21 protein-coding genes are annotated in these 21,557 nt (G+C 45.9%); 12 read left to right on the plus strand and 9 right to left on the minus strand.

The window, feature by feature from the left end; genetic code table 11:
- Positions 1-629: 629 nt before the first annotated feature.
- Positions 630-2,369 carry a gamma-glutamyltransferase gene (gene ggt, locus FW758_RS18065; protein ID WP_446446114.1) on the minus strand — a complete coding sequence of 580 codons (1,740 nt, stop codon included), beginning with the start codon at positions 2,367-2,369 and terminating at the stop codon, positions 630-632.
- A gap of 108 nt (positions 2,370-2,477) precedes the next feature.
- Here ggt and FW758_RS18070 point away from each other — a divergent pair, with 108 nt between their 5' ends.
- Positions 2,478-3,908, plus strand: a complete 1,431-nt coding sequence (locus FW758_RS18070; protein WP_446446115.1) for a GNAT family N-acetyltransferase — start codon at positions 2,478-2,480, stop codon at positions 3,906-3,908.
- Between the two features lie 130 nt (positions 3,909-4,038).
- Here the strand turns inward: FW758_RS18070 and FW758_RS18075 are convergent, their stop codons facing one another.
- Both FW758_RS18075 and FW758_RS18080 read right to left on the minus strand, forming a co-directional pair.
- On the minus strand, positions 4,039-4,662 hold the full coding sequence (locus FW758_RS18075) for a LysE family translocator (protein WP_012089517.1): 624 nt from the start codon (positions 4,660-4,662) through the stop codon (positions 4,039-4,041).
- Positions 4,663-4,860: 198 nt separating this feature from the next.
- Positions 4,861-5,376, minus strand: a complete 516-nt coding sequence (locus tag FW758_RS18080) for a hypothetical protein (protein ID WP_446446116.1) — start codon at positions 5,374-5,376, stop codon at positions 4,861-4,863.
- A gap of 233 nt (positions 5,377-5,609) precedes the next feature.
- On the opposite strand from FW758_RS18080, the gene FW758_RS18085 reads away from it, so the two are divergent.
- The 6 genes from FW758_RS18085 to FW758_RS18110 all read left to right on the plus strand — a co-directional run bounded on the left by FW758_RS18085 (position 5,610) and on the right by FW758_RS18110 (position 9,980).
- The gene (locus tag FW758_RS18085) at positions 5,610-6,185 is read left to right on the plus strand and encodes a YbhB/YbcL family Raf kinase inhibitor-like protein (protein ID WP_446446117.1); all 576 of its coding nucleotides are present in this window, start codon (positions 5,610-5,612) and stop codon (positions 6,183-6,185) included.
- Between the two features lie 11 nt (positions 6,186-6,196).
- Positions 6,197-7,363: an L-dopachrome tautomerase-related protein gene (locus tag FW758_RS18090; RefSeq protein ID WP_446446118.1), complete on the plus strand. Its 1,167-nt coding sequence runs from the start codon at positions 6,197-6,199 to the stop codon at positions 7,361-7,363.
- 141 nt (positions 7,364-7,504) lie between these two features.
- Positions 7,505-7,981: a VOC family protein gene (locus tag FW758_RS18095; RefSeq protein ID WP_263265473.1), complete on the plus strand. Its 477-nt coding sequence runs from the start codon at positions 7,505-7,507 to the stop codon at positions 7,979-7,981.
- Entirely contained in the window at positions 7,968-8,957 is a 990-nt protein-coding gene (locus tag FW758_RS18100; RefSeq protein ID WP_446446119.1) for a glycine betaine ABC transporter substrate-binding protein, read from the plus strand. The genes FW758_RS18095 and FW758_RS18100 overlap by 14 nt, the downstream gene beginning before the upstream one ends.
- Positions 8,954-9,436 (plus strand): Atu1372/SO_1960 family protein, encoded by a 483-nt coding sequence (locus FW758_RS18105; protein WP_028759588.1) that lies wholly within the window; start codon positions 8,954-8,956, stop codon positions 9,434-9,436. Before FW758_RS18100 ends, FW758_RS18105 begins: the two co-directional genes overlap by 4 nt.
- 172 nt (positions 9,437-9,608) lie before the next feature.
- Positions 9,609-9,980 carry a maltose acetyltransferase domain-containing protein gene (locus tag FW758_RS18110; protein ID WP_446446120.1) on the plus strand — a complete coding sequence of 124 codons (372 nt, stop codon included), beginning with the start codon at positions 9,609-9,611 and terminating at the stop codon, positions 9,978-9,980.
- Between the two features lie 116 nt (positions 9,981-10,096).
- On the opposite strand, the gene hppD is transcribed toward FW758_RS18110, so the two are convergent.
- Positions 10,097-11,137 carry a 4-hydroxyphenylpyruvate dioxygenase gene (gene hppD / locus FW758_RS18115; RefSeq protein ID WP_011847092.1) on the minus strand — a complete coding sequence of 347 codons (1,041 nt, stop codon included), beginning with the start codon at positions 11,135-11,137 and terminating at the stop codon, positions 10,097-10,099.
- A gap of 97 nt (positions 11,138-11,234) precedes the next feature.
- The gene (locus tag FW758_RS18120; protein ID WP_338727959.1) at positions 11,235-12,395 is read right to left on the minus strand and encodes a homogentisate 1,2-dioxygenase; all 1,161 of its coding nucleotides are present in this window, start codon (positions 12,393-12,395) and stop codon (positions 11,235-11,237) included.
- A 214-nt stretch (positions 12,396-12,609) separates the two neighbouring features.
- Here FW758_RS18120 and FW758_RS18125 point away from each other — a divergent pair, with 214 nt between their 5' ends.
- Positions 12,610-13,524, plus strand: coding sequence for a LysR family transcriptional regulator (locus FW758_RS18125; protein WP_006082119.1), 915 nt, complete (start codon positions 12,610-12,612; stop codon positions 13,522-13,524).
- A gap of 315 nt (positions 13,525-13,839) precedes the next feature.
- Complete coding sequence (locus FW758_RS18130) at positions 13,840-14,634, plus strand: TIGR00266 family protein (protein WP_259580654.1); 795 nt, start codon at positions 13,840-13,842, stop codon at positions 14,632-14,634.
- A gap of 145 nt (positions 14,635-14,779) precedes the next feature.
- Here FW758_RS18130 and FW758_RS18135 read toward each other — a convergent pair whose 3' ends face one another.
- The 3 genes from FW758_RS18135 to FW758_RS18145 all read right to left on the minus strand — a co-directional run bounded on the left by FW758_RS18135 (position 14,780) and on the right by FW758_RS18145 (position 17,475).
- The gene (locus tag FW758_RS18135; RefSeq protein WP_446446121.1) at positions 14,780-16,054 is read right to left on the minus strand and encodes a hypothetical protein; all 1,275 of its coding nucleotides are present in this window, start codon (positions 16,052-16,054) and stop codon (positions 14,780-14,782) included.
- Positions 16,055-16,577: 523 nt separating this feature from the next.
- Positions 16,578-16,922: a hypothetical protein gene (locus tag FW758_RS18140; RefSeq protein WP_011847087.1), complete on the minus strand. Its 345-nt coding sequence runs from the start codon at positions 16,920-16,922 to the stop codon at positions 16,578-16,580.
- Positions 16,923-17,013: 91 nt separating this feature from the next.
- Complete coding sequence (locus FW758_RS18145; protein WP_446446122.1) at positions 17,014-17,475, minus strand: EVE domain-containing protein; 462 nt, start codon at positions 17,473-17,475, stop codon at positions 17,014-17,016.
- Positions 17,476-17,752: 277 nt separating this feature from the next.
- On the opposite strand from FW758_RS18145, the gene FW758_RS18150 reads away from it, so the two are divergent.
- Entirely contained in the window at positions 17,753-18,133 is a 381-nt protein-coding gene (locus FW758_RS18150) for a DUF6508 domain-containing protein (RefSeq protein WP_446446123.1), read from the plus strand.
- Positions 18,134-18,272: 139 nt separating this feature from the next.
- The gene (locus tag FW758_RS18155; RefSeq protein ID WP_446446124.1) at positions 18,273-19,985 is read left to right on the plus strand and encodes an AMP-binding protein; all 1,713 of its coding nucleotides are present in this window, start codon (positions 18,273-18,275) and stop codon (positions 19,983-19,985) included.
- Positions 19,986-20,087: 102 nt separating this feature from the next.
- On the opposite strand, the gene FW758_RS18160 is transcribed toward FW758_RS18155, so the two are convergent.
- On the minus strand, positions 20,088-20,360 hold the full coding sequence (locus FW758_RS18160; RefSeq protein ID WP_006082112.1) for a PGPGW domain-containing protein: 273 nt from the start codon (positions 20,358-20,360) through the stop codon (positions 20,088-20,090).
- A gap of 271 nt (positions 20,361-20,631) precedes the next feature.
- Here FW758_RS18160 and FW758_RS18165 point away from each other — a divergent pair, with 271 nt between their 5' ends.
- A complete protein-coding gene (locus FW758_RS18165) occupies positions 20,632-21,378 on the plus strand; it encodes a substrate-binding periplasmic protein (protein ID WP_446446125.1) in 747 nt (248 codons plus the stop codon).
- Positions 21,379-21,557 lie beyond the last annotated feature (179 nt).

Consider the following 21,557-nt stretch of genomic DNA (forward strand, 5'->3'; position numbering starts at 1 on the left):
CTCGCTAATTTTTTGCTAGCTATTTTATTGCGTTTTTAGCAAAAGGTTACCCATAGAAATTTTAATGCGATACTCAAAAATTAGAGTTGAGAATCTAACACGCTTTTGTCCAAAAGCGTTCAGGGTATCACCTTCATACAGGCAGATTACACTGATGCCAAAAAGGTGTGCCATGGTGATTAGCGAGACGACCGTCCGCCCCATGGACGGGGCGGTCGAGCATCCACGGACGGACTGGCTGCGAGTCGACGAGCGAATGCCATGGCAAGCCTATATGAGTGGATACCAGCCAACACTAATATCCCAATAACTGAATTTACCTACATGTTTTGTCCTGAAGTGAGTTGCGTTTAGTATGATATTTCATGACTCAGTTGGAGCGTCACTAAAGTAAAAACAATGCAAATCAGCATAATAACTTTTCCACACAATAAAAAGCCCTGCTACGCAGTGATGTATAGTAGGGCTTTTTGATTGCGAGTTTGTATTCGTTGAGCGGAAGTACGAGCTTTACTCAGAGTTTATGATCTAGTTCGAATAAGTCATAAATCCTTTTATCTCATTTACCTATCTCTCTCACTCATCTCTTTACACTCATCTATTTCAGTAACATTGGCATCATGGAGATGCTAGTAGCCGATGGCTTCGCTACCTGAGTGACGAGGGTCAGACGCGCCAAAAATCCCTTGTTCAGTCACCATGATTGATTGTGTGCTGCCCATAGCGGACTGTACTTTCACTTTGTGGCCTTTGGCTTCGAGCAGGGAAATGGTATCGCGGTTTAAGCTGGATTCTACTCGTAGCTCATCGGGCAGCCATTGATGGTGTACCCGCGCTGCATTACTGGCTTCGGCGATGTTTAATCCATGGTCGATCACATTCATGATGATCTGCAGTGTGGTGGTGATAATGCGTGAGCCGCCTGGGCTGCCAGTGACGAGGAAGGGTTTGCCATCCTTCATCACTATTGTTGGGCTCATGGAGCTCAATGGGCGCTTATTACCTTCGACCGCATTGGCATCACCGCCAACTAAACCGTAGCCGTTTGGCACGCCGGGTTTGGCCGAGAAATCATCCATCTCGTTATTGAGCAAAATGCCAGTTCCCTTGGCCACTAAACCTGAGCCGTAGCTGAAGTTTAAGGTGTAAGTGTTTGAAACCGCATTGCCCCATTTATCCACTACCGAGAAGTGAGTGGTTTGGTCGCTCTCATAGGGCGCGAGTTTACCTGGCTTAATTTCGGCGCTTGGCGTTGTTTTATTCATCGCAATTTGGCTGGCGATTTTTTGGGCATAGTCCTTACTGGTTAAGGCTTTGACGGGCACCTTATAAAAGTCGGGGTCGCCTAAGTATTCGCTGCGATCGCTATAGGCATGCTTCATGGTTTCTGCCATCAAATGAATCGTCTGCGCCGTATTGTGGCCGAGTTTATCAATCGGGAATTGCTGCAGCACATTAAGCATTTCGATGATGTGCACGCCGCCCGATGATGGTGGTGGCATAGATACAACCTCGTAGCCACGGTATTCGCCGCGCACGGGTTCGCGTTCTACAACCTTATAATTTTTAAGGTCGTCTAAAGTCATAATGCCGCCAGCATCCTTCACCGCATTGATGAGCTTAGTGGCGGTTTCACCTTCGTAGAATCCTTTGGTGCCTTTTTCAGCGATCAGACTTAATGAATGGGCAAGCTCAGGTTGTTTAAGAATATCATCAACTTGATAATCGCTGCCATCGGCTTTATAGAAGATAGCTGCCGTGGTTGGCCATTGGGACATGCGACGTTTTAGACCTGCAAGGGATTGGGCAAGATCTGGCGTCACGCTAATGCCTTCCTGCGCCATTTTAATTGCGGGAGCAGTGACTTGGGCGAGTGTCATAGTGCCATATTTTTCGAGGGCTAAGCTCATGCCCATCACTGTACCTGGGACACCTACAGCAAGGCCGTGTTCGCGGCTCAGCTTCTCAACTGCATCGCCATTCTCATCGTGGAAAATGTCTTTTTTGGCTTTAGATGGCGCCATTTCACGGTAATCGATTGCGATGGTTTTGTTTTCTTTAGCAATATGCACCAGCATAAAACCGCCGCCACCGATATTGCCGGCACGTGGTAAGGTGACTGCCAAACTGAAGGCCACGGCCACGGCCGCATCAACGGCATTGCCGCCTTGTTTTAGGATCTCAACGCCGGTGCGACTGGCGAGTGTTTCTTGGCTGGCAACCATGCCATGCTTGGCCCACACAGGTTGTGCTGTGGCCATCTGGCTGAAAATTGACGATTCTTCGGCAAGCAGACTGGGTGATGATAGTAGGGGAAGCGCCATGGCAATGGCGAGAATAAGAGGTCTAAAAGGTCTTGTTGGACGCATACTCAATCCTGAATTTATTTTCATTATGGCTATGCAATGTGCCGAGAATTAGGCTTAATTGCAACCTTGTATATTAGTTAAGATCCGTAAAGGACGAGAATTTACCCAATGAGACAGCTTATCTTGGCCTTTGCGAGCTCAATGTCGGACATTTCGGCCAGTGCGTGGAATGCCGTTATGGGGGAGGCGAATCCCTTCTGTCGCCATGAATTTTTGTTAGCGCTAGAGCAAAGCCATTCGGCCTGCGCTGCAACGGGTTGGACGCCGCGGCATTTATGCGTGTTTGATGTGGGTGACACATTAAGTGATGTCGTAAGCACCGATAAAAGCCTGTCGCCTTTGGCTGCAGGGGCGCTAATAAGCCAGCAAGCGGCTAAGCACTTCAATCCATTATCGCTGGTGGCGGTGATGCCCTTGTATCAAAAGTCTCACTCCTACGGCGAGTATGTGTTCGATTGGGCGTGGGCGCAGGCCTATGAGCGCCATGGACTCGATTATTATCCTAAATGGGTGAATGCGATTCCTTTTACCCCAGTGCAAGGGAGAAGGATGGGCATTCATCCTGCATTCGATAGCGTTGAGCAACTGCGCGTGGCGCAATTACTGCTGCTGACATTGAATCGCCGGCTAACATCAGAGCTGTTTGCGTCAGAGCCTTGTGCGTTAGAGAAAGGTGATTCGGTTTTTGATGAGTCAGAGCTTGATCAGTCCATTGACGATCAGCCCATTGTTGATAAATCTGATCTTGATGGGTCAGTGCAAAGCGTTAAAGAGCTGGGCGACAGCCCAATTTCTTCATGGCATAGCCTGTTTGTTACCCCAAGCCAAACACCGTTATTTGAAGGCTCGCCCAATCCGCTGTTAAAACGCTTAGGCACGCAGTTCCATTGGCATAATCGCGGTTATCGCGACTTTGATGATTTTCTGGCGGGCTTTAGTTCGCGCAAACGTAAGAATATCTTGAAGGAGCGGGCGCAGTTACAGCCATTTAATCTTAAGTTTCACTTTGTCGAAGGTGAACATATTACCGTTTCACAATGGCAGACGTTTATCCAATGTTATCAATTAACTTACCTTAAGCGCTCCGGTCATCGCGGCTATTTAACGCCCGTGTTTTTTCAGCAGTTGGGGGCACAACTCGCTGCGCAAGTCTTACTGTTGGTGGTCGAAGATGCCAAGGGCGAGATGATAGCAGGCGCCTTGTATCTCAAAGGCGAGAATACTCAAGGGCAGAAATGCTTATATGGCCGTTATTGGGGTACAACGGTTGAGCTCGACGGCTTGCATTTTGAGGCCTGTTATTACCAAGGTATTCAATACTGTATTGAACATGGGTTCCAGATGTTTGATGCGGGCGCACAGGGTGAGCATAAGGTGCTGCGCGGCTTTGAACCTGTTGAAATGTATTCCTACCATAATATTGCCCACTTAGGATTTAGGGCGGCGATTGCCGATTTTGTTGAGCAAGAAGCACAGCAAATGCAGCAATATATGGCGCAGATGCGAGCTGTTTTGCCCTACAAAAAAGAGCCCGAATAAAAGACCGAGTTAACGGGACCTTATTGGGCTCTCATTTATGTCGTTCATGTTCAACCTATGTAGTACAACCTAAGCAGTTCTATCTAAGCTGTTAATTCAAATGGTTAGCTATGAATGTTGGCTATGAATGTTAGCTCATGGCTAACCACACGCCCACGCCTATCATCAGGCTGCCTGCAATGCGGTTTAACCAGCGAATATTATCGCCGCGGCTTAGGAAAATACGCAGGCTTTTACCGCCGCTGGCGTAGGCGAGCATAGAGGTAAACTCGGTCACCATGATAATGCTCAGCAGTGCGAGCAGCTGCGGCGCAACTTCGCGCTCGGCATTGATAAAAGGCGGCAGTAGCGACACCATAAATGCCCAACCTTTAGGATTGGCAATGGCGGTAATAAAGCCTTGGGAGATCAAGGTAACATTGCTGGCTCTGGGGTTAGTGTCGTCATCGCTTAGCATGGCCATCTTGCCGCGGGCGCGCCACATCTGTACGCCGATAAAGCCTAAATAAATTCCGCCAACCCATTTAAAAATTTGAAAGACTTCGGGATAGTTGAGCATGATACTGGCAACGCCCATCACGGCTGCGGTCGCCACTAACGCTACGCCTACCAGTTCACCCAGCATCATCCACAGGGTGCGGCGCACACCTATGCTCATGCCCAGTGTCATGGCGAGCGTCATGCACATGCCCGGCGTGATAGAAACAAAGAAGAAGGTCGGGATAAACACTGCAAGTAAAGCAAAATCTGGCATGGTTTGGTCATTCTTGGGTGAAGATAGGAAGGCTGATAGTGTAATGAAAACCGCGGGTTTAGCCAATGCGCTTGTTTTGGCCTGACAACACATAAATGTAATCGGTTGTGTTAGCGAACGATATTTTTTGTCGGTTACCCATTTGGGGTGTGAGCGGTTAGTGCAATGGCGTGAATTATGTGCAGAGTCATCCTGCTGCTAACAAGATAAGATTTTGATTTCAGGTTTTGTTTCAGTATCGATCAAATACACGCTATCGGCACCCACAATATAATAACTGTATAGACTCTGGTAAATATGTTCGCCTAATTCGCCATAATAAGGACGACGTGCATTTTTTACCGACTTCCATATTGGCCAAGGAAAAGAAAAATAATCGGACCTGGATGGGTTTGTCATATTTAAATCGGTATCGATAGGGAATGGCGTATTGATTTTTTCATTATTGATATTACTGCCTAAATCATCATTCAGATTAACATGGATGCTATTTGAAAAAGTTTGATAACTTGATTCATCAATCACCAGAATTCCTGCGATCGTTGGGAAGTGAATTTCCATCGAGAACGCACTGTCATCAGGCTCTTGCCACTGTAAGGTCAAGGATAACCCCTCTAATCTGCAGCTCAAATCAGGATGGGGTTTAAGCTTTCTTTCTGCGGGGAACCAAGGCTGATAGTTTGCCTGAGTCATAGCGCATTCTTGTTCGGTCATTAGGTTACTCGCTTAATTATCGTTATCTTGCGGCTTACAGTTATTCATTCACTCGTGCTGCCAACACTATAATCGAAAAATAACGCTGAAGCATGTTTAGATTATCTAATAATTTTTGAAACTCATATCAGCGAGACACGACTTATCAATATTTATTTGATTGATATGCTAACCCCATTCTTAAATTAATTATCAATAACTGTTATAGAACAGTTTAATAATGGATTCTGTATATGATCAAATCATCTCTATCCGCAAGTAAATATACCTTCTTACTGAGTGTTGTTTTGGCTGCCAGCATTAATAACGTTATGGCTGACAACAGTACCAAAGTGTTTAGTTTACAAAGTAATCTTGCCGATAATTCAAGCTTCCCTCCTGAGTATTATTGGAATCAATTTGGTTGTTCGGGCGAAAATATTGCGCCGCGTTTAACTTGGCAAAATGTACCTGCCGGTACCAAGAGCTTTGCTGTCACTTTATATGACAAAGATGCGCCGACTGGCAGTGGTTTTTGGCACCGTGTTGTGTATGACATTCCGGCACAGGTGTCGACTCTCGCAGGTGGTGTGAATGGCGGAGTGCTACCCAGTGGTGCCATTGAAGCTAATACCGATTTAGGTAAACCTGGATTCTTTGGACCTTGTCCAGCAGAGGGACGTGAACACAGTTATGTATGGACAGTGCATGCTTTGGATGTGGCGCAGTTGCCGATAGACAAGGGATCAACACCCGCTTTGGTGGGATTCTATCTTTGGCAGCATAGATTAGGCGAAGCAAGTTTAACGCTTTTAGCTGGCCCACGTTAGGAGGAATGAAAATGACCATATTATCTAAGCGCATTACATACCTAATGTTATCAAAGGCTTTTACTCTACTGACAAGCAGTTTGTTGTGTTCTCACTCATGGGCGACACAGACTGAGCCGCTGGCAAAAATGGAAGTCTTTGCCGAACTTGATGGGGCTGTGGGCGGTATTACTTTCACATCAGATGATCGATTGATTTTCAGTTATCACCCTTTCTATCAACCTAACATTAAGGTGGCAGAGCTTTTAGCGGATGGTAGTACTAAGCCATTCCCTAATTCGGATTGGCAGCAATGCCATGATCCGCAGGGCAAAGCGAAAGAACCTGACACTTGCCTTAATTGGGTGTTGGGGCTGCGAACCGACGATCAAGACAGAGTTTGGCTATTAGACTCTGGCCAGCAGGCGCCACGTATTGAGCCTAAATTAGTGGCGTGGGATACCAAGAAAAACCAATTAGATCGCATTATTCATTTGCCCGCGCCAGTCTCTATTCCTGAGTCACAACATAATGACTTTGTTATCTCATCTCGACACCAAGCGATTGTGATTGCCGATGAGGGGATTGGCACGGGTCCCATTGGTGAAAAGGCTGCGTTGGTGGTTGTGGACTTAAATACAGGGAAAAGTCGGCGCCTATTACAGGGTGATAACAGTGTGATGCCAGACTTACAGCGGCCACTGATTATCGATAAAGACTCAAAAGATAGAAAGCAGATTGAAGTCTATGTGGGTGCCGATGGTATTGCTTTAGATAAAACCCAAACATGGCTCTACTTTGCCCCGATGAATAAAGACAAAGTTTACCGTGTGCGGATGACAGATCTCATCAATCCTTCGTTAACGCCTGCGGCACTCTCTGCCAAAGTGGAGGCTTATGCCGATAAGCCCGACAACGGTGGCTTAAGTATTGATGAAGCGAATAATTTGTATCTAACAGAAGTGGGAGAGCGGGCCATTGGTGTGATCCCTGCAGATTCTCGCCAGTATCGCACTTATGTCCATGATGAACGTATGGTTTGGCCCGACGGTGTGAGTTATGGCAAGCAAGGTTACTTGTACTCTGGGGCTGCGCAATTACCGTTATCGGCACCATTAAATAATGGCAAAGCTGAAAACAGTCCACCTTATTATATTTTCCGTTTTAAGCCGTTAGCGGCGGGCGTTCGTGGTAATTAACCTTAACCATTAATCTTATAACCTTACGTCAAGTGCTTATCTTAACTGAATTTATTCCCACGATTTTTGCGGATTAAAACGGTTTGGATTCGCACTTGGTTATACCGAGTCACTGAGTCACGACATCCAGAGGATGACAATATGAACATTATCGGATTGGATCACTTTACCATCAGAACGCCCAAACTGGTTGAAACGCTGTTGTTTTATCAAGTTATCCTTGGATTGAAATTAGGTTGGCGGCCACAGTTTGGTTTTCCTGGACATTGGCTCTATGCCTCAAATAAGCCCATTTTGCATTTGGTGGAAGCGGGCGATCAAGCGCTAGATGCCTACTTAGGGGAAAGCAGAAATATTTATGGCTCGGGACGTGTTGACCATTTGTCGTTTCGTGGCACGGATTTACACCAGATGCAGCAGCATTTATGCCAGCAGAGGATGATTTTTCAGGAACGAATTGTGCCTGAAATTGGTGAGCATCAGTTGTTTCTTGAAGATCCGAATGGCATCAAAGTAGAGATGATATTCCCCTATGCAAAGGACAACGCCATCGTTGGAATTGTGATGGATAGGCTCGCTATTTCAGACACCAAGGAGCCTGAACATGGCGGAGATTAATGTCTTCAGAAGGCAATTATTGCAAACGCTGGGATTGGGCAGTTTGGCATCATTGGCATTATTTCCTCGAGGTGCGATAGGTATGAATTCATTGAATAAGAGTACAAATATGGAGAGCTCACAGGGTAAGCCGATGATTCGCATGGGAGTGACGGACTTAAGTTTTCATCGAGTCACCGCCGCTGTGGTGGCCCATGTGATAGGGATTATGGGCAAAGAGGTGCAACGAAGCTATGCATTGCACGAGGCTAATTTTGAGCAGCTAGGTGAAGGTAAAGTGGATATGCTGTGTTCAGCATGGCTGCCCCATAGCCATGGGATTTATCGACAAGGTGTCGAAGAGCGAGTTGCTACGCGGCAACTCGGGCTACATTATGAGCCCTATGCGCTCTGGGGCGTACCCGATTATGTGCCTGCTGAGCAAGTGTCGAGCATTGAGGATTTACTCAAGCCTGACGTGCAGCAACGTATGCGGCCCATCATTCAAGGGATTGGTGAGGGGGCGGGGATCACGCGATTTTCTAAAAATATCATGACGCAATATGGATTAACGGCGGCGGGTTATCAATTTAGAACTGGCACTCAGGCCGACTGTGTCGCCGCTTTTGAGTCTGCCGTAGCGGTAAACGATTGGGTGATCGTTCCTTTGTGGCATCCACAATTTTTACACCATCAATACGGTATTCGCGATCTTCAGGACCCCAAAGGTTTACTCGGGGGAAAAGATAAAGCGGTATTGCTCGCCCGTGAACGCGAGTTAGTGGTTAATTTCTCGCCCGCACAAATTCAGGTGCTTGATAATATAGTCTTATCGAATCAAATGGTTGCAGAACTCGATTATGCGGTGAATCGACAAGGAATGACGGAAGATGAGGCCGCTGCGAACTGGCTGACCGTCAATCCTCAGCATTTGACAACCTGGCTAGCCCCGCAGCTTAATCCTGTGAATGCCTCATCTCAGGAGGTGACATTATGATGATCACACCTGAATCGCGGCTAGTAGCGGCTGGGCTTGAACTACCTGAGGTTGCTGCGGCTCTTGGGAATTATGAACCCTATTCAATTGTCGGCAGTCAGTTAATGACTTCGGGGCAGTTTCCCTATTTAGAGGGCGAGCTTCAGTATCAAGGACAATTGGGCGCCGATCATACTGTGAGCGAAGGCTACGCTGCCTGTCGTCTTGCGACCCTAAATGCCATTGCCCAATTGAAACAGGCTTGCGGTGAGCTTTCGCGGATAAAACAAATTTACCGCTTGGAAGGGGTGCTGAATGTGCATCAATCTTGCTTTGAACATCCTAAAGCACTCGATGGGGCTTCGGATTTATTGCTTGAAATCTTCGGTGAAGCAGGGCGTCACAGCCGGATGATTTGGACAAATCCTGTCATGCCGCTTAACAGTTTGTGTCTAGTGTATTTATTTGCAGAACTCTATTGTGATGACGAACAAAGGTAATGACCTTTGTCTCGATTGAGATTGAATGCTTGAATGTGACTCACATTGGCTGTTAGCTAAATGTTCTGTCAGCAAGATGGGTCGTTCATTCAAGAGCATATAAGGCAGTTCTTGAACTTTCATCAATCGATTGTTAGGGTTAGGTCATCATGGACGGAATGTTGACAATACGATGACTGAGAAACAAAAAATGTTGGCGGGCCAGCCCTATAAGGCTTGGGATGATGAGTTATTGGCTGAGCGGATGCGGGCGAAATCCGTTTGCCATCAATTTAATCTGGCCGAACCGACTTTGCTTGATGCCCGTATGGATCACCTTCGTGGTCTGCTCGATATTCAACACTGCGCCCATATTGAGCCCAATTTCTTTTGTGACTACGGTTATAACATTCATATTGGTAAACAATTTTACGCTAATCATAATCTAACCATATTGGATGTTTGCTCAGTCTCGATTGGCGATAACGTGATGTTTGGTCCCCCGGCGAACTGTGTGGCGGCTGGCAACCCTTGTAAGGTTATCAAACCCATCAATGTGGAATAACGCAGGAAGGTCGATGCCGTGTGATTGGCGTCAATGCTGATTTAGATGATGATTTAGATTGTCGTAGAAACAAAAACGGTACGCAGTGCGTACCGTTTTTTATGGGGGATAAAAGCTTACAGTACGCCGCGGCGCATTTGGTCCCGTTCAATTGATTCAAACAGGGCAGTAAAGTTGCCTTCGCCAAAACCTAAGTTATTTTTGCGTTGGATGATTTCGATAAAAATCGGTCCGAACAGGTTTTTAGTGAAAATTTGCAGTAAATAACCGGATTCATCGCCATCCACCAAAATTTGGTGATGTTTGATGCGCTCACGATTCTCAGTCACTTGAGGCAACTTCTCAAATATGGTGTCGTAGTATTCAGGGATGATGTCTAGGCATTGGATTGAACTGCCTTCCATCGCATCCAGAGATTTTACGATATCGCGACTTCTAAAGGCTAAATGCTGCACACCTGGGCCATTGTATTCCTTCAGGTATTCATCGATTTGGTTCTTATCGCTGCCTTTACCTTCGTTGATCGGGATACAGAAGCTGCCATCGGGCGAACGCAGGGCGTAGGACACTAGCGCAGTTTGTACGCCGCTGATGTCAAAGTAGCGCACTTCAGTAAAACCAAAAATGTTTTTATAGAAGTTAGCCCAATGTTCCATTGTGCCTTTGTAGACGTTGTTGGTTAAGTGATCGACTTCGATAAAGCCTTTCTCTTGGGTGATCACTTGCTCGTCTAAGTCTTCAAAATCAGCGGCATAGATATTGTTATCTGCGCCAAAGGTGTCGATGAAATAAATCAAGCTGTCGCCAATGCCGTAAATCGCAGGATAAGGCAGATCTTTATTGGCATCATCGGCGGGTTTTGCACCACGTTCAACGGCAACGCGATAGGCAAAGCCGGCATCTTCTACCCGCCAGCCCATAGAACAAATGGCTGGGCCGTGGGATTTAGCAAATTTAGCTGAGAAACCTTCGCGCTCAGTGTTGAGCAAAAAGTTAATGTCATTCTGTTTGTAGTACAGGATGTCTTTGTTCTTGGCTTTTTTCAGCAGTGAAAAACCAAAGTCTATAAAGACTTTGTGCATAAAATCAGTATCAGGGCTGGCGAATTCAGTGAATTCGATACCTAATAAGCCCAGTGGATTTAGTTCGCTTGCCATGATGTTTTCCTCATTATTTTAGTTCAACCGCCGACACTCTTTATCCCTTTTATTACCTTGGGATACGCAACCTTTTTGGTGCGCTGGTGGCTTAGGGCTAGTCTTCTAGCCAAGAGCGGTTGTAGTCTTTGCTCATGCAATTTTGTACATGTTCGGTTAATTTCAGTGGGGCGAAGGTGTCCACCATCACTGCGTATTCATAGGTTTCTTTTTTGCCAATTGAGGCTTCAGTGCGGCCCGGTTGTGGGCCGTGGGCCACGCCTTTTTGATGTAGGGTCATGTAACCCGCTTCAATGCCCGTGCGGCTCATAAAGTCGCCATCGACGTAATACAAAACTTCGTCGCTATCGATGTTGTTGTGGTAATAAGGCGCTGGAATCGATTTCGGGTGGAAATCGTAGGGGCGCGGCACGAAGTTACAAATCACGAAGTTATGGGCGGTAAAGACTAAGTGATCAGAAGGCGGCAGATGGATTTTGCCCACCTTTGGCGCGTATTCAGTAATGTTGAATGCCCAAGGGTAAACACAGCCATCCCAACCCACTAAATCAAAGGGATGCCATTCGAGCGTGGTGAGTTGGTACTTATCGCCAAACTTACACACTAAGGGGAAGGCGCCGCGCTCAACCACAGCATCTTGCAATGTAGGTACGCGTAAATCGCGCTCGCAATAAGGTGCCGATTCTAATAGCTGACCATACTCGTTACGGAAATGCTTAGGCACTTCCACCATAGAGAATGACTCGATAACGAACAGTCGCACATTGCTGTAATCGTTGAATTTAAGTTGATAAGTCGTGCCGCGTGGGATCACTAAATAGTCCCACTTTTGGACCTTAATCGTGCCGTACTCGCTGTAGAGTGTGCCTTCACCTTCGTGGACAAAAACCACCTCATCGGCATAGGCGTTACGGTAAAACTCGTCGGTATCGGCGGTGACTTTGGTGGTATAAAGTGCTAAGTCATTGTTATAAAAAATCTTGTTACGGGCGCTGAAAAAATTACCGTCACGGTCGGCATCGCGGGAATCGAGTTTATAGTTTTGGACCAGCGAGTCTTCCCAATTGGCACCGTGGCCTAGGCTGTAAGGTGCTACTTCCAACGCTTTGGTTGGCATGTTGTGGTGATATTTATTGGAATAAATATTGGAAAAACCATGGGTTGAGAACAACTCTTCACGGTAAAGCTCGCCGTTTTCCTTTTCAAATGCGATATGGCGCTTATGGGGGATCTGGCCTTGTTTCACATAAAATGGCATGGTTATTCCTTCAATATTGCGTTGCAGGATTACCTACATCGCTGGTCGTTATGCTGCAAGTTGCATTAGTGTGATCTTGTTATCAATTTAGTTGCTTGAATGAACAAAAAAAAGAATAATAAATCCGTTATCTCAATCTAAAAATTAGATGGTATTCTAATCTTTACGAATCGTAGTGTTTCCGTGACATGTTCATAAGAGCCAAGGAGTGACCATGCGCATCGATATTGATGCTTTTAATGTGCTGCAAGTGTTGGTGGAAGAGGGCAGTTTTGCCAAGGCGGCGGAGCGGTTACACAAGGCGCAATCGGCGGTGAGTTATCAAGTTAAAAAGCTAGAAGAGCACTTAGGCGTGCAGCTTTTTAGCCGTGAGCAATATCGTGCTGAGCTGACGCAAGAGGGCCGGGTGATTTTGGCCGAGGGGCGAAGATTGTTGCAACACCTTGCAAACATTGAACATCTTGCCAGCCGTTTTAGTGAAGGTTGGGAGCCAAAGTTAGAGCTAGTGATAGATGGAGCCTTGCCGATGGAGCCAATTATGACGGCTTTAAAGCGTATGGCTGAACATCAAATCCCCACTAAAATTCAGCTCAATATGGAATTTTTAGGCGGCGTACAACATAGATTCGAGCGGGATAATGCCGACTTGATGTTAGTGAAAGATTATCGCACTGGCCCCTATTATCATCCGCAACCTTTGCCTGCCATCACCAGTGTGCTGGTGGCAAGTGCTTCGCATCCTTTGTCTTTTATTCGCGAAATTAGTTTGTCTGAACTGCAGCAACACGTGGAATTGACTATCGAAGACTCTTCGCCCAATAAAAGTTACCGCGATGAAATGCAATTTGGCGGCGATAAAGTGTTTTATCTTTCAGGCTTTATCATGAAAAAGAACGCCTTGTTAAAAGGCTTAGGTTTTGGCTGGTTGCCAGATTTTCTCGTGCAAGAAGAGTTGGCGAAAGGGGAGTTAGTTGAAATCGACTTTGTCGGTGGCAGCCGTTTTACCTTTATTCCACAGCTCGTCTCGACCTTAGAGCGGCCATTAGGCCGTGCAGGACAACTTTTTACCGAGTTGATATTAGAGGAGTTTGCTAAGGCTGAGCAGTTTAATGGCGTGGGTTTAGGTTGATAAGTCGCCGTTTGTGATCTTTTGATACAAGTTACCGCATAAAATAATCGCATTTTGACATTTTATGTCATAGATTAATGCCGAGGTTTGATTAAGGTTTCGATTCAGGCTTAGCTTAGATTGAGACTTAGAATAAGTCCTAGATTCAGACTTAGCTTAGATTTAGGTCAAAATTAAGGCATAAGTTAAGGCATAAGTTAGGGCATAAATTAAGCTCTAGATTAACAGTGAAATTGAGCCGCGATAAGTAAAGAGTCGTCAATCGCGGTCAATCTAAAGGCTAGTAACAAGGAACTGACAGTTAAGGGGAACAGTATGTCTAGACGTTGTCATGAAGTGGATTATGAAATCATCGGCCACAGTATGCAGTTGGTTGAAGTGGAGCTCGATCCCCACGAAACCGTGGTCGCCGAAGCGGGCGCGATGAACTACCTAGAGCAAGACATTAGCTTTGAGGCCAAAATGGGCGATGGTTCTGAACCTGAGTCAGGCTTTTTTGGCAAGTTGGTGGGCGCGGGTAAGCGGGCGTTAAGCGGTGAGAGCATTTTTATGACTCACTTTACCAATCAAGGCAACCAAAAGCGCAAAGTCGCCTTTGCCGCACCTTATCCGGGCACAATCCTTGCGATCGACTTAGCCGAATATGGCGGCGAGCTTATCTGCCAGAAGGACAGTTTTTTAGCGGCGGCTTTAGGTACACGGGTGACGATGAAATTTAATCGCCGTTTAGGCACGGGCTTTTTCGGTGGCGAAGGGTTTATTCTGCAAAGCCTACAAGGCGATGGCATGACTTTTATCCATGCGGGCGGCACCTTAGTGAAGAAAGAACTGCGAGGCGAAACCTTAAGGGTTGATACCGGTTGTTTGGTTGGATTTACACCTGGGATAGATTACGACATTGAGCGCGCTGGCTCGTTAAAGTCTATGGTATTTGGCGGCGAAGGCTTATTTTTAGCGACCTTAAAAGGCCACGGCACGGTTTGGCTGCAAAGTTTACCGTTCTCACGAATGGCGGATCGCATTATCGCCCATGCCCCATCAGCGGGTGGCAGTGATCGTGGCGAAGGCTCAGTGCTTGGTGGTCTTGGCCGCATGCTCGACGGGCGTTAAGCCCTAAGCTGAATCGATGTAATTCAATCACAGCACTATTTTCAAATTACGCTGTCTCTTCTAGGCATTCCAGATAATCCTCTGGGATGCCTTTTTAGTTGCTAGATGTTATTTCCTTCATCATTTTCAGCATATTTCGCTGCTATTAAAGCTGTGTTTGGCCGTTATTAAGGCTTTGCTGAATGCGTCTTTCCACCAGTTTCGATATCAGATACATTATTAAATAGCCTGTTCCCAAAGCTAAAATCACTGCGACGACATTCTCGGTATATAGGCGATAAGCGTAGAAAGTACCCACTAGCACTGCGATTCCGGCGAGGCGAATGAGCAGGCTTTGGGTAAAGTAGCCGTGAGCTTTGATATAGGCCAACTGATAGCCATTGAGCATCATGAATATAAAAAACATGGAGAAATGCATTAATACTGGGGCCGCTTTTATGTATTGCTCGGGGAATAACCAAGCGACTAATGGCTTGCTCGCAAAGACCATAACGACAAAAAAAATACCGCTGATCCACAAAGAAACTTTAGTCAGCCATGACTTAATTTGTTGGACTTCGTCAAAGCGTTTTTCTCGTACACACACAGCAACTTCGGGTAGTACAAAGCGGTAGATGGGGAATACAAACAGCAAGGTGAGGTAAGTGATCATCGGCCGCACCACTACTTGGAAATCACCCAGTTCATCTATGCTGAAATAGGCAATGGTCAGCAGTACTGTGATGTAAATCATCAAGATACTGGCACCCGCTTCCATGGACGCTGTCAGGCTTTTCTTCATAAAACTGCGTAAACCCGTATCAAAATGCACCGCACTTAAGGGCGGCGTGGCGATATCTTTGCGCCGTTTTAAGTACATATATAAGGCAACGATGAGCGATGACAGTGTCATGCTGTAAAAGAGTGAGGCAATGGCCGTTTGTTTTAACCCATAGAAACACAAGAAAAAGCTGGTAACTTGCGCTATCGGTTCCAGCCAAGTCACTCGATTGGAGATGGCATATAGCCGGTACATAGCGATTTGATTGGTAAAATACACCTTGAGCCCCATGCTCAAAACAATGCCAACCAATTGAAAATATTCAACGTTAAGGTGAAGTTTGTGTTTGATATAGGGCAAGACTAAGCCCCATGTCAGCAGCACCATAGCTATCAAGCTGTAGCGGAATATATTGGTGATATCCACATCTTGCTTGGTCTGGGAGTAAGTCACCACCATAGAGGAGCGAAATCCTGTCATCAGGATCAGCGACAGTGAGATAATATCGATAACCGTGTGATAGAGAGCCAGATCTGCTTTAGCAACCCATTGTGCTAACCAAAGCTTAAAGAGAAAACCCACAGAAATACTGGCGAGTGATGCCCAGAACCCCGCAATAATCGCCTGCTTAACCCGTTGAAGTGATGTGGTGTGTTCCATTGTCAAAATCCAGCTTTAGTCTGCGGTTATTATAGGGATGCTATGGGTGTCGTTAAGGTTTTGCTTTAGTCGCTGCTTTGGCTGCTTTGGCTGCTTTGGTTACTTTAGCTGCGTGAGTACCTTTTGATAACGCTTATCTGATTCGGTTCGATGCTATAACTTTATGCAAAGAGCTTGATACCAAATGCTTTGATGTCAGGGGCTTAGCCTTCTGTTCAGGCTAAAACCTTGAGTACCGCCGAAGAAATTTCATTTAAGTTTATACGCATATTAGCACTGGCTGAGTCTAGCATTCAGCCGATAGGTGACCAAGCGTCTGATAGTAAAGATATGATAAATATCAGTATGTTGCTTAATTGTAACTGTAGTCGTTAACTCGCGAGGAATTGTGGGATAAATAGAAGTACAGACAAGGGATAGGGTTTTGAAAGCATCATGATTTGGGATGATGGCACGCCCTAATAAGAACTGGGCGTGCTAATAAAACTGCCGTGATTAGCCATTTCGCACATGTTATGCGTAACTATTCGGTAATGATATTAACGATATCGAGGATTTTACGGCTGTTATTATCGAGTTTGATCAATGCGCCTTCAACTTGAATGCTAATAATCCCATCTCTGTCTAAGGGCACAATGATACGGCCGCGGTCATAAATATCATGCTCAAGCACATCACCACGATGGAGTTTTTTCTGCCAACCGGGTGGTAAACGTTCACCGTGGTCGACCTTTTTCTGTAATCCAGGTGGTAAGCCTTTCTCTTTTTTGTGGTGCTCGTGCTCATGGCCATCTTTAGCAAAAACTGAGATAGGCGCCATTAAGCTGAGCACTAGTCCTGCGATAACCACTGACGTTGATTTATTCATCTGTGCTCCAAAGGGCATTGAGTTAATACTGTGACGATAGTGTATCTTAAATGAACCTTAGCTGAACGTTACTGAGTCGAGATGCTTAAACTCAACGGGTTAACATTAGCACAGCTTGCCATTGTTCGGCGGTCACAGGTTGGATACTCAGCCTTGAGCCCTTAGACACTAAATACATGTCGGCCAATTGCGGCAGGTTTTTAATCAAGCTTAAGGGAATAATATCGTTAAATTTTTCGACAAAGCGGATATCCACTCGTAGCCATCTTGGTTTGGTCGGATCTGACTTAGGGTCGAAATACTTAGATTCGGGATCGAAGGCCGTGCTGTCGGGATACGCATTTGTCACGACTTCAGCGATACCAACAATACCGGGTATTTTACAGCTTGAATGGTAAAAAAATACCTGATCGCCAATCTGCATCTCATCGCGCATAAAGTTACGCGCCTGATAGTTACGTATCCCATGCCAAGCTTCGGTTTGGTTCGGGCAAGCCTTAAGATCATCTATGCCGAATTCGTCGGGTTCCGATTTCATAAGCCAGTAGTTCATCTTGTTTCCTTTATTCATAGTGGCCGTTAAGCGCTTCAATATCCCTGAGTTTATCTTAATTTAGTCGAACACCCCAGTTCGCCACTCATATCAAGCATTGTGAGTTTGATTAAGTTTCGATTCAGATAAGGTGGCTTAGCCTGTGGGCTGCAATCTTATTTGGTATGCCTTATGCAGATTCTCGATACTAAGGCAAAGCGTCAAATTCGATCTCGGGTTGTGATTGGTGCCATACAAGTTGTGGCAGCAGTGGCAATCAAAACCTGTGAGGTGTGTTATGGGAACTTCAACAATGACGTCCGACTGTGGTTTATACAATAAATATCTTAAGGATTTTACAGCCGGTGATGTGATCCTAAGCCATGAGCGGATGCTGGAATTTATTAATGACCTGACAACCCAAGGTTGGTTATTGGCAAATTTCACTTGGGACTATTGGTATAACAACAGTTACTTAGTCGATAAACCCGCCTACATTCGTGAAGCGAGCATAGCACAATGCAAGTTGCTGCTGACCGCCATGACGCGACTTGAGGTCTTTAGCCCTGGCGTGTTAGAGAATATGCGCCGCCAAGGGATTTTACTGGCCATTGTTGAGCGCTTGCAAAGTTTAAATGTGCCTAAGTCGAGTACTCATCTTGAATTTATCAGCCGCTAACCTCGCACTTTAATGGATTGTTATTTAATCGATTATCTTACTCTTTAGTCTAATAAAGTGCTTTTTTGCTTGTGACATGATCCGTGGATTGGTTAGTTTGGAGCTCGCTAATCATAATAATAAATGCACGGAGGCCTTAATGTCAGTTCCAACAAGCCAAGTTATCAGTCCGCTCAACGTTAGCGAGTTTCATGGTGTGCGATCACCGAAACTCGTTGAGAAAACCATAGGTCAATATCTTGATGAGGTTGCGGCAACCTATCCCGACCAATTAGCCGTTGTCGTACATCATCAACATATCCGCTGGAACTATCGCCAATATCTCGCTCAAATCGAGGCGCTCGCCACAGGGTTATTGAAGCTTGGCATTCAGCCCGGTGATAGGGTGGGCATTTGGTCACCCAACAATATTGAATGGTGCTTAACCCAATATGCGACCGCTAAAATTGGCGCCATCATGGTGTGTATTAACCCCGCTTATCGGCCTGAAGAGTTGCAATACGGGCTGAGTAACGTGGGGTGCCGCGCGGTAATTTGTGCCGACAAGTTTAAATCCAGCAATTACCTCGAAATGCTATACGAATTGGCGCCTGAGCTAACTTCTTGCCCTGCGGGTCAACTACAGGCGAAGGCCGTTCCTGATCTCGAGTTTGTGATCCGCATGGGTGCTGAAAAATCCGTCGGCATGCTGAATTTTGATGATTTGCTCGTCGATGTGACCGCCGATGATAAGGCGGCACTCGAGAGTATCGGCAAAGCATTAAGCCCGTACGATGCAATCAATATCCAGTTTACCTCTGGCACGACGGGCAGCCCAAAAGGTGCGACCTTATCCCACCATAACATTTTGAATAATGGTTATTTAGTCGCAGAGGCGATGAAGTTTACCTGCCACGATAAACTCTGTATTCCTGTGCCCTTATATCATTGCTTTGGCATGGTGCTCGGCAGTTTAGTTTGCTTAGCCAAAGGCGCCGCGGCTGTGTTCCCCGGCGAATCCTTCGATCCCTTGACGACATTGCAAGTAGTTGAACAAGAGCGTTGCACCGCTTTACATGGCGTACCGACCATGTTTATTGCCGAGCTTGAGCATCCTGAATTTACGCGTTTTGATTTGAGTTCTTTACGAACTGGGGTGATGGCGGGGGCAACTTGCCCAGAAGAAGTGATGCGCCGAGTACAAAATCTCATGTATATGAAGGAAGTACTAATTGGTTATGGTCAGACTGAGTGCAGTCCGCTCAATCATATTACTGAAATCGATTCGCCAGTTGAGAAACGGGTGCTCACTGTTGGCCGTGCTTTGCCCCATACCGAAGTGAAAATTGTCGATGAATTTGGTGAAGTGTTACCAATTAATCAACCCGGTGAAGTCTGTAGTCGGGGATATTGCATAATGCAGTGCTATTGGAACGATCCCGAAAAAACAGCGGCGACCATAGACAGTGCGGGTTGGCTACATTCGGGCGATATCGGCCAAATGGATGAGCAAGGTTATGTGCAAATTGTGGGTCGCATTAAAGATATGATTATTCGCGGTGGCGAGAATATCTATCCCCGTGAGATTGAAGAGAAACTTTACACCCATAAAGATGTGCAGGATGCGGCGGTCTTTGGCGTTCAAAGCGATAAATACGGAGAGGAAGTGTGTGCTTGGATTAAAGTCCGCTCTGGCGCGACGATTACCGAGGAAGATATTCGTCATTTCCTTACTGAGAAGTTTGCCTACTTTAAGGTGCCGCGTTACATCAAGTTTGTGGATCAGTATCCAATGACAGTGACGGGGAAAATTCAGAAATTCAAAATGCGTGAGCTGATGTATCAAGAGTTATATGAAGATATTAATGCTTAAGTGATGTGATTTGGCGAGCCTGCTTTTTTGACTTTCAAGCCGCACAATGCGGCTTGAATTTTATTCTGTCTACCCATGTCGTTTAACCGACAAGTTAACGAGTTAACGTAAGAGTCGACGAGTCATGCCATCAAGCCAAGCGGCACTTTGAGTTAACTTTCGCTGACTGCGACGTAGCGCCAGCTTTGCCCACGCATATTGTGTGCTGAGTAGCGCCAATCCTAAGATAATCAAGAGTAAACCTGGGCCGGGTAAGAGTAAAAAGACTAGCCCGAGCAAGGTTAAAGCTGCACCAATCACAGTGATCCCCGCTTTAGTTATCGCGCCTTTTGCATGGGAGGACGGCGCGCGATTGAAAAAGGTAACTTTGCGCATAGGAGTTGGCCTTATGGTGAGTTAATCGAATCAAGCTGTACTATCAGCTGTACTATCAGTTGTGTGCTAACTGTATATCAGTTTTCAGTCTAATCCTTTGCTCATTTATTGGCAGCTTATGTCGTCAGCCTAATTGTAACAAAACTTCACTTCCCCGCAGTGGCTTCATGGCTATACTAAAACCAGAGAAAAAATCTTGGCAGATAAAAACTAAAGCTCAATTTGTCGATGATTTAGTAGTCAATCCATTCTGCAGGCTAAGGAGTCCCAAATGGTTCGATGGCGTTCAATGCTCCTTGCGTGTTGCCTTTCCTCCATGGGATTGAGCACAGTGAAGGCGGATACCTTAATGCTGACATCCTTACTTTGGCCGCCTTATTCGGGGCAGCAGTTAGCAGAGCAGGGCGCGAGTATTGCTGTGGCGCGGGCGGCGCTCAAAGTGATGGGGCACCAATTAGAAGTGGATTTTTACCCATGGAGCCGCGCAGTAAAGCTCGCCAGTATGCCTAATTCTGACTATCTGGGTTATTTCCCTGAATATTATTTTGAGACTGAAAAGTTTGTTTTTTCTAAATCGATTGGCGACGGTCCTTTGGGACTGGTGGAGCAAAAAGCCCATCCTGTGAGTTGGAATTATGTCGAAGATATGAATCGCTATACCTTAGGTGTGGTGAAAGATTATGTGAATACTCAGGCTTTAGATCGCATGATTTCCACAGGCGTTCAGCCGACTGAAGCGGTGACTTCAGATGAGCACAATATTAAGAAAGTGGCTGCAGGCCGTATTGATGCCGCGGTAATCGATGTCAACGTGCTGCACTATTTACTTAAGCAAAAGCCCTTGCAGCCATTGGCGGACAAGCTGCAAATCAACCGCCAAATTTTAGCGAATAAGCAGCTTTATATCGCGTTTCGTAATACCGAAGAAGGCCGACGTTGGCGAGATATTTTCGACCAAGGCTTGGCGCAAATTGATGTCGAAACCATCATCGGAGAGCTACTGTATCGTGAAGACTAATGCATGATTTAGGTTAGTGTGCTCTCAATTTTTCCCCTTATTTTTTCCTCTATTTTCAGCCAATTCCTCTCAAAATTACATCAGATATTCCGCTTGTCATCATTCTGTCTTTGTTCACTATTAGCATGACCTTAACGGCATGACCTTAACGGCATGAGTTGCTCTCTCATTTTTTGATT

Source organism: Shewanella sp. 1180_01 (assembly GCF_052850535.1).

Excerpts from the sequence above, each read along its gene's own strand:
- hppD (WP_011847092.1), bottom strand. The coding sequence starts at position 11,137 with ATGGCAAGCGAACTAAATCCACTGGGCTTATTAGGTATCGAATTCACT.
- ggt (WP_446446114.1), bottom strand. The coding sequence starts at position 2,369 with ATGCGTCCAACAAGACCTTTTAGACCTCTTATTCTCGCCATTGCCATG.
- FW758_RS18140 (WP_011847087.1), bottom strand. The coding sequence starts at position 16,922 with ATGAATAAATCAACGTCAGTGGTTATCGCAGGACTAGTGCTCAGCTTA.
- FW758_RS18085 (WP_446446117.1), top strand. The coding sequence starts at position 5,610 with ATGATCAAATCATCTCTATCCGCAAGTAAATATACCTTCTTACTGAGT.
- FW758_RS18105 (WP_028759588.1), top strand. The coding sequence starts at position 8,954 with ATGATGATCACACCTGAATCGCGGCTAGTAGCGGCTGGGCTTGAACTA.
- FW758_RS18135 (WP_446446121.1), bottom strand. The coding sequence starts at position 16,054 with ATGGAACACACCACATCACTTCAACGGGTTAAGCAGGCGATTATTGCG.
- FW758_RS18155 (WP_446446124.1), top strand. The coding sequence starts at position 18,273 with ATGTCAGTTCCAACAAGCCAAGTTATCAGTCCGCTCAACGTTAGCGAG.
- FW758_RS18160 (WP_006082112.1), bottom strand. The coding sequence starts at position 20,360 with ATGCGCAAAGTTACCTTTTTCAATCGCGCGCCGTCCTCCCATGCAAAA.
- FW758_RS18070 (WP_446446115.1), top strand. The coding sequence starts at position 2,478 with ATGAGACAGCTTATCTTGGCCTTTGCGAGCTCAATGTCGGACATTTCG.
- FW758_RS18110 (WP_446446120.1), top strand. The coding sequence starts at position 9,609 with ATGACTGAGAAACAAAAAATGTTGGCGGGCCAGCCCTATAAGGCTTGG.
- FW758_RS18100 (WP_446446119.1), top strand. The coding sequence starts at position 7,968 with ATGGCGGAGATTAATGTCTTCAGAAGGCAATTATTGCAAACGCTGGGA.
- FW758_RS18095 (WP_263265473.1), top strand. The coding sequence starts at position 7,505 with ATGAACATTATCGGATTGGATCACTTTACCATCAGAACGCCCAAACTG.
- FW758_RS18165 (WP_446446125.1), top strand. The coding sequence starts at position 20,632 with ATGGTTCGATGGCGTTCAATGCTCCTTGCGTGTTGCCTTTCCTCCATG.
- FW758_RS18150 (WP_446446123.1), top strand. The coding sequence starts at position 17,753 with ATGGGAACTTCAACAATGACGTCCGACTGTGGTTTATACAATAAATAT.
- FW758_RS18120 (WP_338727959.1), bottom strand. The coding sequence starts at position 12,395 with ATGCCATTTTATGTGAAACAAGGCCAGATCCCCCATAAGCGCCATATC.
- FW758_RS18125 (WP_006082119.1), top strand. The coding sequence starts at position 12,610 with ATGCGCATCGATATTGATGCTTTTAATGTGCTGCAAGTGTTGGTGGAA.
- FW758_RS18130 (WP_259580654.1), top strand. The coding sequence starts at position 13,840 with ATGTCTAGACGTTGTCATGAAGTGGATTATGAAATCATCGGCCACAGT.
- FW758_RS18145 (WP_446446122.1), bottom strand. The coding sequence starts at position 17,475 with ATGAACTACTGGCTTATGAAATCGGAACCCGACGAATTCGGCATAGAT.
- FW758_RS18080 (WP_446446116.1), bottom strand. The coding sequence starts at position 5,376 with ATGACCGAACAAGAATGCGCTATGACTCAGGCAAACTATCAGCCTTGG.
- FW758_RS18075 (WP_012089517.1), bottom strand. The coding sequence starts at position 4,662 with ATGCCAGATTTTGCTTTACTTGCAGTGTTTATCCCGACCTTCTTCTTT.
- FW758_RS18090 (WP_446446118.1), top strand. The coding sequence starts at position 6,197 with ATGACCATATTATCTAAGCGCATTACATACCTAATGTTATCAAAGGCT.